Annotated in this window: 10 protein-coding genes; 3 read left to right on the top strand and 7 right to left on the bottom strand. The window is 66.8% G+C overall.

The features are described from left to right. The first annotated feature begins 157 nt into the window (after positions 1-157). Positions 158-1951 (top strand): ATP-binding protein, encoded by a 1794-nt coding sequence (locus tag J2T47_RS15360; RefSeq protein ID WP_253448323.1) that lies wholly within the window; start codon positions 158-160, stop codon positions 1949-1951. A 75-nt stretch (positions 1952-2026) separates the two neighbouring features. On the opposite strand, the gene J2T47_RS15355 is transcribed toward J2T47_RS15360, so the two are convergent. Continuing rightward, positions 2027-3373, bottom strand: a complete 1347-nt coding sequence (locus J2T47_RS15355; RefSeq protein WP_151187671.1) for an NCS2 family permease — start codon at positions 3371-3373, stop codon at positions 2027-2029. A gap of 395 nt (positions 3374-3768) precedes the next feature. On the opposite strand from J2T47_RS15355, the gene J2T47_RS15350 reads away from it, so the two are divergent. Further along, positions 3769-4545: a GntR family transcriptional regulator gene (locus J2T47_RS15350; RefSeq protein WP_017517526.1), complete on the top strand. Its 777-nt coding sequence runs from the start codon at positions 3769-3771 to the stop codon at positions 4543-4545. Positions 4546-4657: 112 nt separating this feature from the next. On the opposite strand, the gene J2T47_RS15345 is transcribed toward J2T47_RS15350, so the two are convergent. The 4 genes from J2T47_RS15345 to J2T47_RS15330 form a co-directional block, all read right to left on the bottom strand. After that, positions 4658-6100: an efflux transporter outer membrane subunit gene (locus J2T47_RS15345; protein ID WP_253448319.1), complete on the bottom strand. Its 1443-nt coding sequence runs from the start codon at positions 6098-6100 to the stop codon at positions 4658-4660. Continuing rightward, positions 6097-7176 carry an HlyD family secretion protein gene (locus tag J2T47_RS15340; protein WP_253448316.1) on the bottom strand — a complete coding sequence of 360 codons (1080 nt, stop codon included), beginning with the start codon at positions 7174-7176 and terminating at the stop codon, positions 6097-6099. The genes J2T47_RS15345 and J2T47_RS15340 overlap by 4 nt, the downstream gene beginning before the upstream one ends. A gap of 11 nt (positions 7177-7187) precedes the next feature. After that, positions 7188-8768, bottom strand: a complete 1581-nt coding sequence (locus J2T47_RS15335; RefSeq protein WP_253448313.1) for an MFS transporter — start codon at positions 8766-8768, stop codon at positions 7188-7190. A gap of 163 nt (positions 8769-8931) precedes the next feature. Continuing rightward, on the bottom strand, positions 8932-9855 hold the full coding sequence (locus tag J2T47_RS15330; protein WP_253448310.1) for a LysR family transcriptional regulator: 924 nt from the start codon (positions 9853-9855) through the stop codon (positions 8932-8934). A gap of 164 nt (positions 9856-10019) precedes the next feature. Here J2T47_RS15330 and J2T47_RS15325 point away from each other — a divergent pair, with 164 nt between their 5' ends. Beyond that, a complete protein-coding gene (locus tag J2T47_RS15325) occupies positions 10020-10442 on the top strand; it encodes a universal stress protein (protein WP_253448307.1) in 423 nt (140 codons plus the stop codon). Between the two features lie 305 nt (positions 10443-10747). Here the strand turns inward: J2T47_RS15325 and guaD are convergent, their stop codons facing one another. Beyond that, complete coding sequence (gene guaD / locus J2T47_RS15320; RefSeq protein ID WP_253448305.1) at positions 10748-12052, bottom strand: guanine deaminase; 1305 nt, start codon at positions 12050-12052, stop codon at positions 10748-10750. A gap of 83 nt (positions 12053-12135) precedes the next feature. Next, entirely contained in the window at positions 12136-12987 is an 852-nt protein-coding gene (gene xdhC / locus J2T47_RS15315) for a xanthine dehydrogenase accessory protein XdhC (protein WP_253448302.1), read from the bottom strand. Positions 12988-12997 lie beyond the last annotated feature (10 nt).

The raw sequence follows: 12997 nt of genomic DNA, 5'->3' as shown, positions 1-12997 counted from the left end.
GGACTTCCCCCCGGACTCTTCGTGGAGTCTTCCTCAGCCCGCCCACACTGCGGGCTTTTTTTTGCCTGTCGATCAGCCGATTGTTCAGGCGTCGCAGGCGCGATGGGCGCATTTGGACTAGAAGAAGTGAGGGGAAAAAACCGTTCCGAGGGGTGGTATGAGCAGGATTCTGATCGTCGATGAACAACCGGTAACCCGCCATGCGCTGCGGCTGATGATGGAAGCGGACCGGCACGAGGTGGTCGGCGAGGCGGACAACGGGCCCGATGCGCTGCAACAGGTGCGCCTGTGCAAGCCGGACCTGATGATCCTCGAACTGTCGATTCCACGGCTGGGCGGGCTGGAAGTTCTGCAGCGCCTGGTGGCGCAGGAGTCGCCGGTGAAGGTGCTGGTGCTGACCTCGCAGGATTCCGAATACTTCGCCGGACGCTGCCTGACCGCCGGTGCTGCCGGATTCGTCAGCAAGCAGGAGAACCCCCAATCGGTGCGTGAAGCGGTGCGGGCGATCGCCCAGGGGCACAGCTATTTCCCCAGTCATGCGCTGGGCAGTGTCAGCGCGGCCGAGGAGGCCGGGCATGGTGAGCTGCTCAAGGGGCTTTCGGTTCGCGAGCTGAGCGTCCTGCAGTTGCTGGCGCGGGGCCTGAGCAACATTGCCATCGCCGAGCAACTGTCGATCAGCGACAAGACCGTGAGCACCTACAAGGTGCGGCTGATGCAGAAGTTGCACGCCAAGTCGCTGGTGGAGCTGATCGATATCGGTCGCCGCCACGGGTTGGTCGAGGGCGGAGTGCGGGAAGAGGAGCCCCAGGGCGCGCCCTTCGAAGAGGAAGAGCGGCTGGAGCTCGACCTGATGCGCAGCATGCTCGACGCCCTGCCGCATCCGATCAGCGTGCGCGGCCTGGATGGCCGGATCCGCTACTGCAACAAAGCCGCCCATACCATCCCGGGCAAGACGCGGGAAGAGATGATCGGCAGCACCCTGGCCGACCTGGGAATCTTCGCCAGCCAGAGCGAGGGACGGATGCTGGCCCAGCAACTGACGGACATCATTGCCAGCGGCGAACCGCTGGACATCGACCTCGAATTCCACAGCAACGCAGCACGCCATGTCGTGCACTTCTGGTCCCGGCCTTACCGCAACAGCCAGGGTGTGCTGGTCGGTGCCATCACCGGCGCGGTCGACATCACCCAGCGCGATGAACTGATCCGCGTGTTGCGTAATACCAATGCGCGCGTGGAGTCCGTCAGTCGCGGCAAGAGCCAGTTCCTGGCCAGCATGGGCAGCGAATTGCAGGGCCCCTTGCAGAGCATCGCGGCCATGCTTGACCTCGCGCTGAACCAGGGCGACCCCGATCTGCGCCGGGAGCCGCTGGGAGTGGCGCGATCACTGGCGAACAACTTGCTGCATGTGCTCGATGACCTGCAGATGCTCAGCCGTGCCGATGCCGGGCGACTGCCGCTGGTGGCCGAGGAAGTCGACCTGCGCGTCATGCTCGAACGCAAGCTGGAGAAGCTCAGCGAGCCGGCACGGGCCAAGGGGATCGCGGTGGAGGCGGATTTCGAACTGGCGCTGCAGACGCGCGTCTGGTGCGACCCGCAACCCCTGCGCATCGTCCTGGATAATCTGCTTGGCAACGCCCTGAAGTTCACCGACAGGGGCAGCATCAGGCTGCGTCTGCTGGCTCGCGGGCATGCCCAGGGGTTGGTCGGCGTGCAGATCGAGGTGACAGACACGGGGGTGGGGATTGCTCCAGAGCTACAGGAGGGGTTGTTCGATCCATTCGCTCAGCCGTTGGACAGCCAGCAGGTGCGGCGGGGTGGCAGCGGCCTGGGCCTGGCGCTGTCGCGGAGCCTGGTGGAGGCGATGGGGGGCGAACTGCTGATCGACAGCCGTCCGGGCGTCGGTACCTCCTTCCTGGTGCGACTGGAGTTGGCCGCGGCACAGGGCTGACCTCTGGGCGAATGCCCTTGAAACACGAACCCCGGCCGTGGCCGGGGTTTGTGCTTGCAGCGGGGGAGTGCTGCCTCAGAGGAAGATGAACTTCGCCACGAAGATCGCGCACAGCGCGTACAGGCTGATGGTCACGTCCTTGTGGCGGCCGGTGAAGACCTTCATCGCCACGTAGGTCACGAAGCCCAGGGCGATACCGTCGGCGACCGAGAAGGTCAGCGGCATCATGATCACCGTGACGATGGCCGGGATGGTTTCGGTGTGCTCGTTCCAGTCGATGTGGGCCATGCCGCCCATCATCAGCATGGCGACGTAGATCAGCGCGCCGGCGGTGGCGTAGGCGGGAATCATGCCGGCCAGCGGGGCGAAGAACATCGCCGCGACGAACAGCACGCCCACCACCACGGCGGTCAGCCCGGTACGGCCGCCGGCGGCAACGCCCGCGGCACTTTCGACGTAGCTGGTCACCGGCGGCACGCCCAGGACTGCGCCGAAGGCGCTGGAGGTGCTGTCGGCCTTCATGGCTTTCGACAGGTTCTCGATACGGCCGTCCTCACGCACCAGGTGCGCGCGCTGGGCGACGCCCATCAGGGTGCCGGCGGTGTCGAACATGTGTACGAAGAGGAAGGCCAGGATCACGCTGATCATGGTCACGTTGAACGCGCCGGAAATGTCCATCGCCATGAAGGTCGGCGCCAGGCTCGGCGGCATGGAGAACACGCCGCCGAACTGGACGATACCCAGGGCGATACCGGCCACGGTGACGGTGAGGATGCTGATCAGGATGCCGCCGAACACGCGGCGGTATTCCAGCACCGCAATCATCAGGAAGCAGATGGCGGCGAGCAGCGGACCGGGGCTGGTCAGGTCACCCAGGTGCACCAGGGTGGCGGGGCTGGCGACCACGATGCCGGCGGTCTTCAGGCCGATCAGCCCGAGGAACAGACCGACGCCAGCACCCATGGCGAAGCGCAGGCTGACCGGGATGCTGTTGAGCAGCCATTCGCGGATGCGCGAGAAGGTCAGGATCATGAAGGCGATGCCGGAGATGAACACCGCGCCCAGCGCGATCTCCCAGCTGTAGTTCATGGTCTTGACCACGGTGTAGGTGAAGAAGGCGTTGAGGCCCATGCCCGGCGCCAGGCCCACCGGCCAGTTGGCGTACAGGCCCATCAGGAAGCAGCCCAGCGCGGCGGCAAGGCAGGTTGCGACGAAGGCGGCGCCATGGTCGATACCGGCGTCGGCCATGATGTTGGGGTTGACGAAGATGATGTACGCCATGGTGATGAAGGTCGTGAGACCCGCGGCGAGCTCGGTCTTCACGGTAGTGCCATGCTGGCTGAGCTTGAACAGGCGTTCGAGCAGGCCGGTAGCAGGCGGGCTGGTTGCAAAGGCTTGTTGTTCTTGTTTGGTGCTTTCCACAGCGGTACTCCTCAACGCTCTTGTTGTTGGTCCCTTGCCGTCGGCTGGTTCACCTGCGTCCCTTGCGCTAACGGAAAGAGTTGTGAGGGTGTGAATGTTGACCTTTGGGTCAGGAAGTCACGCCGCGATTATGCAGTTGTGTACAAAAAGTTCAAATAATGTTTAGTGTCTTGCTGAAAGATTTTTACAAGCAAAGCGTCGGAATGGTCGCACGCTGACCTTCGCCAGGTTCCTGCGCCGCGCGGCCTTGGGGTCGATCGGGAGTCACTCGTGACGGCTGCACGATAGTGGCCACTTTGTGTACACTGTGCCCCATGCCTGGCCCGCGGCCAGCTCCACTCATGCCCCCACGGATTTCGCGCCGGTTCAACCCGGCTGAGCAGGGTTCGACTCCGATGACCGACCAGTTGCAACAGATCAGGAAGCAGCCGCGCAATGGCAAGGCGCGCAGCGGCACTCAGGACGAGATCGTCTACGCGCACATCTTCGACGCCATCCTCGAACAGCGCCTGGCTCCCGGCACCAAGCTGAGCGAAGAGGCCCTCGGCGAAATCTTCGGCGTCAGCCGCACCATCATCCGTCGCGCCCTGTCGCGCCTGGCCCACGAACAGGTCGTGCTGCTGCGCCCCAACCGTGGCGCCGTGGTGGCCAGCCCGAGCATCGATGAAGCCCGGCAGATTCTCTTCGCCCGCCGCACCGTCGAGCGCGCGATCACCGAGCTGGCCGTGGACAACGCCAGCAGCGATACCCTCGCCGAACTGCGCGACATGGTGAAACAGGAGCAGTCCAGCTTCGCCCGTGGCGACCGTGGCGCCGGCATCCGCCTGTCCGGCGAGTTCCACCTGAAGCTCGCCGAGATGGCGAAGAACGCGCCGCTGGTGGTGTTCCAGCGCAGCCTGGTATCGCAGACCTCGCTGATCATCGCCCAGTACGAAAGCGGTGGCCGCTCGCACTGCTCGTTCGACGAGCACAACGAGATCCTCGACGCCATCGAGAAGGGCGACAAGGAAAAGGCCGTGACCCTGATGATGCACCACATGGCGCACATCGACGACAAGCTGAACCTGGACGTGGACGGCGCTTCCGGCGACCTGCATGCGGTGTTCTCGCACCTGCTGGCGGGCAAGAAGAAGCCGCGCCGCAGCAAGGCCGACGCCGACTCGGCGGCCTGATCGCCGAGCCAGAAAAAAGCCCCGCATCTGCGGGGCTTTTTCGTTTCCGGGGATTGGATTGTCGCTCCCCGCAGGAGCGCCCCATGGGCGCGATCGCGGGCATGGCCCGCTCCTACAGGTTCTGCACGCTTTCCTCGGCCTGCTGCCAGCCACCACCCAGTGACTTGTAAAGCAGCACCAGCGTGGTGGCCACGGCTTCGCGGCCACGTACCTGCTGCTCCTCGGTGGCCAGCAGTTCGCGCTGGGCGCTGAGCACGTTGAGGAAGTCCACCGCGCCGGCCTTGTACTGTTCGCGGGCGTTGGCCAGGGCGGTGCGGCCGTGTTCGGCGGCGGTATCGAGGCTGGCGAGGCGGCGCTGGTCGGCAGCGTAGTCGGTGAGTGCGTCGTCCACTTCGCGCCAGGCGTTGAGCACGGTGCGACGGTAGGCGATGGCCGACTCCTGCTGCTGCGCCTCGCGCAGGGCCAGCATGCCCTTCAGCCGGCCGCCTTCGAAGATCGGCAGCGACAGGCTCGGGCCGATGCCGAAGGTGCGGCTGTTCCAGTCACCGAAATTCGACAGTTGCAGCGCCTGGAAGCCGAAGCTGCCGTTGAGGCTGATGCGCGGATAGAAGTCTGCCTTCGCCACGCCGATGCTGGCGGTGGCGGCATGCAGCGCGGCTTCGGCGCGGCGGATATCCGGGCGGCGCTGGGCCAGCTCCGAAGGCAGGCCTACCGGCACGCCGCGCGGTGGTTGTGGTACGGGCCTGGCCTGGGCGAGTTCGGCCTGCAGCGCGCCGGGTGCTTCGCCGAGCAGGTAGCCCAGGGCATTGATCAGCCGCGCCTGGCGCTTCTGGCTGTCGGGCAGGCGTGCTTCGATGCTGGCGACCTGGGTCAGCGCCTCGGCGACGTCCAGTTCGGTGGCGACGCCATCGGCGCGGCGCAGGCGGGTCAGCTCCAGGCTGCGCCGGGCGATCTCCAGGTTGCCGCGGATGATCGCTTCCAGGTCCTGCTCGGCGCGCAGTTGCAGGTAGTTGCGCGCGGTCTCGGCGAGCACCGAGACCAGCACGTCGCGGCGGCTTTCTTCGGTGGCCTGGACGTTGGCGTCAGCGGCTTCCAGCTCGCGGCGCACACGGCCCCAGAAGTCCAGCTCCCAGGACAGGTCGAAGCCACCGTCGAGTTGGTTGAAGTTGTCCTTGCCGGCTTTGCCGGACGGGTCGCTCAGGCCGGCCTCGCTGTTGCGCTTGCGCTGGTAGCCCAGCTCCGCGCCAACGTTGGGCACGGCATCGCCGCCCAGTGCCTGGCGGATCGCCCGGCTCTGCTGCAGGCGCGCGTCGGCTTCGCGCAGGTCGAGGTTGGCAGCCGCCACGCGGCGTTGCAGGTCGTTGAGCTGCGCATCGCCCAGCAGCGTCCACCACTGCGCCTCCAGCGGCGCATTGAGGGTCTGGCTCGGCGCGTCGCCGCGCCGGGCGGACCAGTTCACCGCGTCGGCAGCGTCCGGGCGCTGGAAGTCCGGGCCGACGCTGCAGGCGCCGAGTGCCAGCAGCGCAATGAACAGGGGCGTGCGGGCGGCGATCATTGCACGGCTACCTTCTGTGCTTTTTCGACGTGCTGGCCGGTTTGCTTGTCGGTGTCGATGCGCGCAATCACCGACATGCCTACGCGCAGCCTGTCACGCAGCGGCTGGTCGGCGTCGAGGACGATCTTCACCGGGATGCGCTGGACGATCTTGGTGAAGTTGCCGGTGGCGTTGTCCGGGGCGATGGGTGCGAAGCTCAGGCCGGTGGCCGGGGCGATGCTGTCGACGTGGCCGCGCAGTTTCTCGCCGGGGAAGGTGTCGATGCTGATCTCGACGCGCTGGCCGGGCTGCACGTCGGTCAGCTGGGTTTCCTGGAAGTTGCCGACCACATAGGCGTCCTGCAGCGGCACTACCGCGAGCAATGCGTTACCCGGCGTGGTGTAGGCGCCGACGCGAGCGGCGCGGCGGCCGACCATGCCGTCGAAGGGCGCGCGGATCTCGGTGTACGACAGGTTCAGTTGTGCCTGCTGCAGCTGTGCCTGGCCACGTTTCAGCGCGCCGAGGGTCTCGGCCTGCTGGGCGAGCAGCACGTCGAGCTGCTTGCGGGAGGCAAGGGCGGCGGCCTTGTCCTTGTCCAGCACGGCCTTGGCCGAGTCGACGCGCGAGCGCGCCTGCTGGGCGTTCTGCAGTGTCCCGGCGCCCTGGGTCGCGAGGTGCTGGTAGCGGTTCAGTTCCTGCGCAGCAAAGGTCAGCGCGGCCTGATCCGCCTGCACCTGGGCGGCGCTCTGGGCGATCACCGCCTGCTGGCGTTCGAGGTCGGCGGCGACGTGGTGATGCCGCGCCTCGGCGGCCAGTACGTCGGCTTCGGCGGCATCCAGCGCGGCGCGGTAGTCGCGGGCATCGATGCGCGCCAGGACCTGCCCGGCCTTCACCGACTGGTTGTCTTCCACCAGCACTTCCTCGATGAAGCCGGCGACTTTCGGCGCCACCAGGGTGAAGTCGGCATGGATGTAGGCGTCGTCGGTGCTCTGCTCGCGGCTGGGGCCCAGCAGGCGCAGCAGCAGGAAGACGACGAGGGCGAGAAGCAGCACGGCAACCAGGGCCAGACTGCCGCGGCGGGAGCTCAGTTTCGACATGGGCAGACCTTTCATTGATTAGGCACGACAGGGCGCGGCGGGTAGACCCGCAGCGGCATCAGGGGAATCAGCACGAGCAGGGCGGCGGCCAGCCAGGCCATCGCCAGCAGCGTGTCGGAGGCGGCGAGTACGCCGGCCTGGCCGCGCACCTGGCCGGCCAGGCGGCCGATGTTCTCGGCACCGCCCAGTTGCTCCAGGCGCAGGCCGAGGGCTTGCGAGGCGTTGCCCAGGTGATCGACCAGGCGGTTGGAGTGGTAGTGCTCGCGCCAGGTCATCAGGATCGACACCACGGCGCTGCCGAGCACCGCCGAAAATCCGCGCACGCTGTTGAACCAGGCCGAGGCGAACGGTCCTTCGATGGGCGCGACCACACTGGTGGCGGACATCAGCAACGGCACGATGGCCATCGGCTGGCCGATGATCTGCAACGCCAGCAGGGCGTAGAAATTCTCCCGCGTCCACTCGCTGGTCAGCTGGCTCATGCCGAACGCCGACAGGCCGCACAGGCTGATGCCGATGGCCAGCACCCAGCGGCAGTCCACCCGCGGGATATTGCACAGCGCAGCCACCAAGGGCAGCGAGACCAGCTGCGGCAGCGCCACCAGCAGCGCCATGGGCGCCGACTGCAGCGGGCGATAGCCGTGGGCCGAGGCGAGGTAGGACGCCGGCACGCCAGCGCAGGCGCCGAGCACTACCAGCACGCCGGCCAGGGTGATCAGCGAGTGGGTGAAGTTGCGCCGCTTGAGGATGTCCAGGCGGTAGAAAGGCAGCGGATGCGTCCATTCGTTGATGAAGAACGCCACCAGCAACCCGGCGCCCCCGACCACCAGCAGGGTGATCAGGTCGGACTCGAACCAGTCCAGGCGCTCGCCCTGCAGCAGGCCCATCACCAGCATCAGGATGCCCGGCAGACCGAGGGCGAGGCCCAGGTAATCGAACTGCTTCAGACGCTCCAGGCGCAGCGGGTCCTGCGGGATGCCCCAGGCGACGGCGGCCAGCGCCACCGCGCAGAGCGGAATGACCTGCCAGAACACCCATTGCCAGCCGACGAACTCGGTCCACAGCGCGGCCAGGGGCATGCCGAGGTTCGGCGCGAAGGTGGCGGTCAGCGCATAGGCGCCCAGGCCGTAGAGCTTGATCCCCGGCGGCAGGAAGCGCAGCGCCACGGTCATCAGCATCGGCGGCATGCAGCCGCCGGCGAAGCCCTGCAGCAAGCGCAGCAGGTAGAGCGTCTCGACGTTCGGCGCGAAGGGGCAGAGCAGCGCGAGCAGGGCGAAGCAGGCAATGGCGCCAAGGGTGAAGCGACGCAGCGACACGGTTACCGAGAACCACGGCGCGAAGGCCATGGCGGCGACCTGCGCTGCCGAGTACAGGGCGATCAGCCAGGTGCCTTCGTCGTGGCCGATGGACAGCGCGCCGCGCACGTCGGTCATGGCCAGGTCGGTGACTTTCTCGTTGAGGCCGGCGCTGAGGGAGGCGATCAATACGCCGATCATGCCGACCACGATGCGCAGGCCGAATGGCTGGGCAACCGGGGCGGCGGGCTTCGCCGGTTGCGGGCTGGCGGCGGAAATCGGCGCGAGCGCGGTCATGGCCGGCCTCCACGGGGGTGGCCGATGCCGCCGCCGATGGGCGGTGCTGTGCAAGGCATAGGAATCAACTCGGGTATTTGCGACCGAGTCTAGGGAAGGGGGATAGCTGTGAAAATTGAAATGATTGCAGCTAATCAGTGCGTCTGATGCACTTGTAGGGCGTTCAGCTCAACAGCCCGGAGCTCTCGCGCAATTCGATGCAGACCCGCTTTACCGTCTGCCGCAGCCAGCTGTGCGCCGGGTCGTTGTCGAAGCGCGGGTGCCAGGCCTGCAGGATCACCACCGATTTCAGCGGCAGCGGGATGTCGAACTGGCGCAGGGCGAAGCCCAGGCGATCCAGGCGCCACAGCGAGTGCTCGGCGATGGGCAGCACCAGGTCGGATTCCAGCAGGGCGAAGATCGAAGAGTGGAAGGTCGGCGCGGTGAGGCGAATTTCCCGGCGCAGGCCCAGGTTCGCCAGCTCCTCGTCGATCGGCCCGATGGCACGGCCGCGGCGGGAGACGCTGATCTGCGGGAAGGAGGCGAAGCGTTCGGCGGTGATCTCGTCGTCGAAGATCGGATGATCGCGCCGTGCCAGGCCGACGAAGCTGGTGGTGAACAGCGTCTGGGTGCGGATTTCCGGCTCCAGCGTCGAGGTGGCGCCGATGTACAGGTCGATGCGGTTCTGCCGCAGGGCTTCGTCGTCGAAGTCGGCTTCCGGGGCGATGCGCAGGCTGCAGCGCGGCGCTTCTTCCTTCATCACCGCCAGCATGCGCGAGGCGAAGCCGCCCACCAGTACGTTGTTGGAGCGCAGCACGAAGCAGCGTTCGAGCTGGTCCATGCGCAGGTTTTCCTTGGCGTTGAACAGGCGCATGGCGTGTTCCACCAGGTCGCTGACTTCCTCGCGCAATTGCAGCGCGCGCGGCGTCGGCACCAGGTTGCGGCCGGCGCGGACCATGATCGGGTCGCCCACCGCCTCGCGGATGCGCGACAGCGTGCGGCTCATCGCCGGCGGGCTGAGGTGCATGCGCCGTGCGGCGCCGACCACGCTGCCTTCTTCCAGCAGGATGTTGAGGGCGACCAGCAGGTTGAGATCGGGCAGGGCCATGGCGACTCCGGAGGGTTGGCGCGTTGCCATTCATGTTCCATTGCGATGGGCCCGATGGGCAAGCGTGCGTTTCATGCAATGGTCCATTACGTTTTGCGTGCCTTTACGCTCCGCGCGCCGGCCCGAAGAATGGCGGCGGATTTCGTTCGTAGAGGGAGAAAGGCATGTTCAACCGGATTCTGCTGGCCATCGACGGTGCGGCGCAGTCGCCGCGCATCATCGCGACTGCCGGGGAGCTGGCACGTTGCAGTGGGGCGCAGGTGCACGTGGTCTGCGTTGTGGATCGCGCCTTTGCCATGCCGCGCGAGGACGTCATGGAATACCCGCCGGCCGAGCAGGAGCAGCACCAAGCCCAGGCGCTGGTGGAGGCTGCGCTGGCGCAGCTGCAACCCGGTATTGCGACGGGTGGCGTGGTGGCGGGCGACCCGGCACGGGCGATCCTGCGCGAGGCCGAGACGCTGGAGTGCGACCTGATCGTGATCGGTCACCGGCACCTGGGGCGCATCGAACGGTTGCTGGACCCGTCGGTGGGGCAGCGGGTGATCGAGCGGGCGCCTTGTCCGGTGCTGGTCGAGGTGCGGGAGTAGGAGCGCCTGTTGGCGCAGTGCCGTGCGGTTCGCGAGCAAGGACTGGGCGTCCCCCTCGGTCCTACAGGCCAGCATCGGTGCGCTCCTTGTAGGAGCGAGCTTGCTCGCGAACCCTACGGGATTCCGATATCGCCGGCTAACGCAGAGGCTCTTTGCAGGAGCGGGCCATGCCCGCGATCGCGCGCATGGCCCGCTCCTGCAGGGGATATTCGTGCGGGATGTAACGCGCGAGGGTACCGGAAAGAAAAGCGGCCCCGGCGCCGGGTTGGTCCTGAGCGAGGACCCGGCGCCGGAGCCGTAAGGGGTCAGCCGCGGCGATGCACGTTGCGGCCGTGCGCGAAGGTTTCCTTCACGGTACGGTCGTCGCCGAGGATGACCAGTGCGAAGAGTTTCTCCTCCAGGGTTTTCGCCTGCTGCAGGCGGTAGTCCAGCAGCGGGGTGGCCTTGTAGTCGAGGACCACGAAGTCGGCCTCGTTGCCCTGGGCGAAGCTGCCGACCTTGTCCTCCAGCTCCAGCGCGCGGGCGCCGCCGAGGGTGGCCAGGTACAGCGACTTGAACGGGTCGAGCTTGATGCCCTGCAACTGCATCACCTTGTAGGCCTCGTTCAGCGACTGCAGCTGGGAGAAGCTGGTGCCGGCGCCGACGTCGGTGCCCAGGCCGACCTTGACCTTGTGCTTTTCCAGCTTGGCCAGGTCGAACAGACCGCTGCCCAGGAACAGGTTGGAGGTCGGGCAGAAGGCCACGGCCGATCCGGTTTCCGCCAGGCGCTGGCATTCGCCGTCGCACAGGTGCACGCCGTGGGCGAACACCGAGCGCGGGCCGAGCAGGCCGTGGTGGTCATAGACGTCCAGGTAGCCCTTGCGCTCCGGGAACAGCTCCTTGACCCACTCGATTTCCTTGAGGTTTTCCGACAGGTGCGTGTGCATATAGACGCCCGGGTGCTCCCTGAGCAGGCGGCCGGCGGCGTCGAGTTGTGCCGGGGTACTGGTGGGAGCGAAGCGCGGGGTCACCGCGTAGAGCAGGCGGCCCTTGCCGTGCCAGCGCTCGATCAGCGCCTTGCTGTCGGTGTAGCTGCTCTCGGCGGTGTCGGTCAGGTAGTCCGGCGCGTTGCGGTCCATCATCACCTTGCCGGCGATCAGGCGCAGGTCGAGCTTCTCGGCGGCGCCGAACAGCGCATCCACCGACTGCGGGTGCACGGTGCCGAACACCAGCGCGGTGGTGGTGCCGGCGCGCAGCAGTTCCTTGAGGAAGATGCCGGCGACATCGGCGGCATGGGCCGGGTCGGCGAACTGCTTCTCGGTGGGGAAGGTGTAGGTGTTCAGCCAGTCCAGCAGCTGCTCGCCGTAGGAGGCGATCATGCCGGTCTGCGGGTAGTGGATGTGGGTGTCGATGAAGCCGGGGGTGATCAGCGCGTCGCGGTATTCCACCACTTCGACGCCGCCCAGCTGCGGCAACAGGTCGGCGGCGTGGCCGAGGCGGGCGACCTTGCCGTCTTCCACCAGCAGGATGCCGTCCTCGAAGTACTGGTAGGACTTCTCCACGCCGACTTCGGCCGGGTCGGCGACGCTGTGCAGGATGCTGGCGCGGTAGGCTTTGGCTTGAGTGCTCATCGATCTCTCTTCAGTCGTGTTTCGGGGCCGGGGCGCGTGCAGGCGCCGGGGCGGGATGGGCACGCGCCCATGCTACGGAAATTTCAGGCGCCGCTTTCGGCAGTACGCGCACGGCGGCTGGTGGGTAACAGTTTGGCCACGGTGTTCTCGCCCTTGCCGGTCTCCTGACCGAAGGTGGCGTTGTAGGTGGCGATCACCTCGCCGGCGATGGACACGGCGATCTCCACCGGCAGCTTGCCCTTCACCTCGCTGATGCCCATCGGGCAGCGCATGCGTTGCACGGTGTCGGCGGCGAAGCCACGGTCGCGCAGGCGGTGTTCGAACTTGGCGCGCTTGGTGTCGGAGCCGATCAGGCCGAAGTAGGTGAAGTCGTTGCGTTCGAGGATCTTCGCGGTCAGCTCCAGGTCCAGCGCGTGGTTGTGGGTCATGACGATGAAGTAGCTGCCGGCGGGCATCTCGTCGATCTCGTCGATCACCTCCTCGTTGATCACGCGGGTCACCCCTTCGGGGATGTGGCCGGGGAACTCGGCTTCCCGCGAGTCGATCCAGCGCACCTTGCACGGCAGGCTGGCGAGCAGCGGCACCAGGGCACGGCCGACGTGGCCGGCGCCGAACACGGCGATGTGCGCCTGCGGTTGGCCCATGGGTTCGAACAACAGCACGGTGGCGCCGCCGCAGCACTGGCCGAGGCTGGCACCGAGGCTGAAGCGCTCCAGCTTGGGTTCGCGCTCGCGGGCCAGCAGCATGTCGCGGGCGATCTGCATGGCCTTGAATTCGAGGTGGCCGCCGCCGATGGTGTCGTAGGCCTTGTCGGCGCTGATCACCATCTTCGAGCCGGCGTTGCGCGGGGTCGAGCCGCGTTCTTCGATGATGGTCACCAGCACGCTGGCTTCGGCGCGCTGTTGCAGGTCGGCGAGGGCACTGATCCAGTTCATCGTTGCGAAC

It is taken from the genome of Pseudomonas nitroreducens (genome assembly GCF_024170165.1).
Classification (GTDB): Bacteria; Pseudomonadota; Gammaproteobacteria; order Pseudomonadales; family Pseudomonadaceae; genus Pseudomonas; species Pseudomonas nitroreducens_C.
The sequence above is the reverse complement of the archived record's forward strand: the minus strand, read 5'-3'. Positions and strand labels throughout refer to the sequence as shown.